General features: G+C 70.1%; 1 protein-coding gene. It reads right to left on the reverse strand.

Annotated features, from left to right (window positions below; genetic code table 11):
• On the reverse strand, window positions 1–3583 hold a 3583-nt coding region (locus RZ50_RS30270; RefSeq protein WP_217680996.1), incomplete at its 3' end, for a LamG domain-containing protein.
• Window positions 3584–3622: the final 39 nt, after the last annotated feature.

The following is a 3622-nucleotide window of genomic DNA, read 5'->3' on the forward strand; positions in this document are numbered from 1 at the left end:
CGCCCTTGAACGGGTTGTTGGGCTGGCCGGCGTTGAAGTAGCGGCCGATCACGAGTTTGCCGGTGGGGGCCATGGTGGTGGTGTGCATGCCGGTGGCGGCGAGTGCGCCGTTGACGTAGAGGGCCATCTGACCGGTGGTGGCGTCGTAGCTCGCGGTGAGCTTGGTCCAGACGCCGAGCTGTACCCGGGCGTTGGAGTTCATGGTGGCCGCGGCGTTGACGGGGTTGGTGTGGTCGTAGGACCAGCCGGAGTCGGAGGTCGACATGCCGAAGGTCCAGGTGGTGACGCCGGATTGGAAGGTGCCGGGCCAGATCATGAAGTTGCTGGTCGAGGCGCCGTCCTGGCCGACCACCACGCCGTCGGTCGACTGGTCCTCCCGTGCCCAGGCGGTGACGGTGAAGGACTGCTGGGTGTTGACCTGGACGCCGCTGTCCAGCTCGCCCCAGGTGGCGCGGTTACCCGCGTCGAAGGCGGAGGTGGCGTTGAGGACGGCGGCGTTGGTGCTCCCGCTGGGGGCGGTGGATCCGCCGAGGCTGGTGGAGGTGAACGTGACGTCGCCCTTGAGGGTGCCGTTGTGCAGGCCGGTGGAGTCGTTGGCGTTGCCGGCGAGCGGGTAGGAGGCCTGGGGGGTGTTCAGGGTGCCCAGGGTGCTGGGTGCGCTGAAGCCGTTGACCTTGCCGGTGGCATCCGCGGTGCCGGGCCACACGATGATCTGGTTGTTGTTGTTCTGGGCCCACAGGTCGGGGGTTCCGTCGCCGTTGAGGTCGCCGTTGGAGCCGACGACGGGGTAGGTGACGGGGTCGACGCCGCCGGTGCCGGCGATGGTGCCGGTGGTCGGGTCGGTGAGGGCGCTGTAGTCGGGGGTGACGCCGTCGGCCTTCATGGTGATCGGGTAGGCGTGGATGGTGCCGTTGGTCCGGTCGCGGGCCCAGAGGGTGGGCTGCTTGCCGCCGTTGGCGGGGCCGGGGCCGATCAGGTCGTAGTTGTCCCAGCTGGCGGTGGAGACCTGGGTGTCGGTGGGCTTGAGCAGGCGTGCGCTGCTGGTGCCCGGGGGGAACAGCCACAGCTGGTGGTTGATCACGGCGAGGAGGGAGGTGCGGGTGAGGACGCTGGTCCCGGTGGTGGTGGAGACGTTCTCGCCTTCGGGGGTGCCGAGGGCGAGGATCTGGGTGGCGTTGCTCCAGTCGGTGCCGAAGTCGGCGGGGCAGGGGATGGTCGTGCCGTTGATGTCCTGGCAGGTGACGGCGGAGTTGACGGCGCCGCCGGACTTGTAGAAGGAGGTGCGGGTGTTGAAGTTGCCGTGGCCGTCGTTGGCGTAGAGGTAGAGGTACTTGTCGCCGGCGGGGTGGACGATCAGGTCGTCCAGGGGTTTGCCGGCGAGCAGGGAGCCGCGGTGGGTGGTCTGGACGCCTGTCCAGGTGCCGGTGGGTGAGGCGGCTGCGGCGCCGGCGATGGGGTTGGCGTTGCCGGGTTCGCTGGTGGTGTTGATCAGGCGCAGGTTGCCGTTGGTGTCGGGTAGGAGGATGTCGGGTTTGCCGTCGCCGGTGAGGTCGCCGAAGACGGGCAGGGTGCCGGGCTTCCAGGGCGCGTAGTAGTTGTAGAGGGCGGGCTGGCTGTAGTTGCCGGCGTTGTCTTGGGCCTGGACGTAGAGGGTGTTGGTGCCCCACAGGCCGGGGGTGTAGGTGTAGTTGGCGTTGCCGTTCGCGTCGGGTGTGAGGGTGCCGGGGTCGCCGCAGTGCCAGCCGGCGACGGGGGTGGAGCTGGTGGAGGCCTTGAAGCAGGCGACGCCGGAGGCGTTCAGGCCCGGGCCGGGGGTCGGGTCGGTGCCGTGGAGGGTGAAGGTGGCGTTGTCGGTGGCGTACTTGGCCGGGGTGGGGTTGGGTGTGCCGGAGGGGGGGAAGTCGGTGGAGGTGACGTTCACCGTCGGCGGGGTCTTGTCGACGCGGAAGTAGCACCAGGGCGTGTCGGGGGAGGTGAGTCCGCCGTCGCTGGAGTTGGCGGTCCAGCCGTACTGGTGGCCGTCGTTGAGTGAGCCGACCGGGATGGTCTCGGTGTTGTAGCCGCCGGTGGTGGGGGTGTCCTGGGCGATCCCGAAGTTGGGGTCGTTGTCGTCCCACAGGTGGAAGTGGCCGTGCAGCGGGAGGCCGGAGGGGGACCAGTCGTTGGCGGCGAGCTGGATGTTCTGGTTGGCGCCGATCCAGCCGGGGTTGTACCAGGCGTAGGGGGCGGGGCCGCCGCCGGGTGCGGGGGTCTGGCAGTCGTTGTACTGGCCGGTGCCGGCGAAGCCGGGCTGGGGGATGGTGCGGGGCCACCACATGCTGGGCTGGAGGTCGTAGTTGGTGGTGACGTGCGGGTTGTTGCCGATGTGGTGGCGGTAGTTCTGGTAGTTCTCGTCGTCGGGGGCGATGCCGACGGTCCAGGTGCCCGACTTGGAGGCGGCGAGCTGCTGCATCGGCGAGGTCACGTCGAAGGAGATGGGGCCGGTGCCGGTGATCCAGAACGAGTTGCCGACCTTGCCGCAGCCGCCGAAGGTGCCGCCGCCGTTGCAGGGCTGGCTGTTCCAGGTCACGCCGGGGCCGATGGGGCCGGTCCAGTAGAGGCCGAGCGGGGTGCTGGTGCCGGGGGCGGAGGCGCCGTCCGCGTTCGCGTACAGGGTCGAGTTGTAGACGGTCGGAGCGGACGGGGCGCCTGAAGGCTGGTTCCAGATCGCCGAGTTGACGTTGATGCTGAAGTAGGCGCGTTCACGGCCGCGGCCGGTGCAGTCGCTGAACCCGCAGAAACCGGTGCCCAGGGAGCTGACCGCGTCGTAGTACGTGGTGCCGGCGTGGTACTCCTGGACCTGCGCGGAGTGGGCGGTACCGCTGTCCGCGCTGATCGACGGGTCGATGTACCACGGCCCGGTGCCCTGACCGAACACGGCGGGATCCGGGGTGAGATCGAACCCGTGGCCGTCCGCCGTCACCGCGATCCGCGACTCGTGCGCGCCCGCGCCCGGGCCATGCACGGTGGACGCCTCGTAACTCGGCTGCGGCGCCGCGTTCGGCGCGGCCAGGGGCGAGGCCGACTTCGCGGCCGCCTTCGCCCCGGCTCCGGCTACGAGTGGCGTGGGTGGCGCCGGTGGGGTGGAGTCCCACTGCAGCGGGGTCGGCGCGTGCAGGCGGGTCTTCCCGCTCGCGTCCTTCAGGCTGATGTTGCCCGCCTCGTCGGTGGCAACGTTCAGGCCGTCCGCGCTGATCGGGAAGTGAAGGTTCTTCAACCGCGGGTCGGCGGCGGCCTGCGCGGTCCTGACGACGATCACGTCACGCCAGCCGCCCGTGGGCAGGGCGGTGACCTGCAGGTCGACGTCCGGCAGCACGTTCGGGTAGGTCGCACTCGCACCGTCAAGAGTGGGAGCGGGCAGGGCGAACGGCGCGGTGACCGCGAGCTTCTTCCCGTCCTCGGTGGTGATGGTGGCCATCGGGCCGCTGCCTCCACCGGACAGCGTCACACCGAGCGAACTCACGGCAGGGCTGAGCGTGCCATCGGCGTTCCTGCGCAGCGTGGCGTCCAGGTCGGCCCAGCCCTTGTCCCGCTGGGTGCGCACGGGATGGGCGTTGTCCGTGGTGGTCGCGGAGCCGTCCGG

Source organism: Kitasatospora sp. SUK 42 (assembly GCF_015776785.2).
GTDB lineage: Bacteria > Actinomycetota > Actinomycetes > Streptomycetales > Streptomycetaceae > Kitasatospora.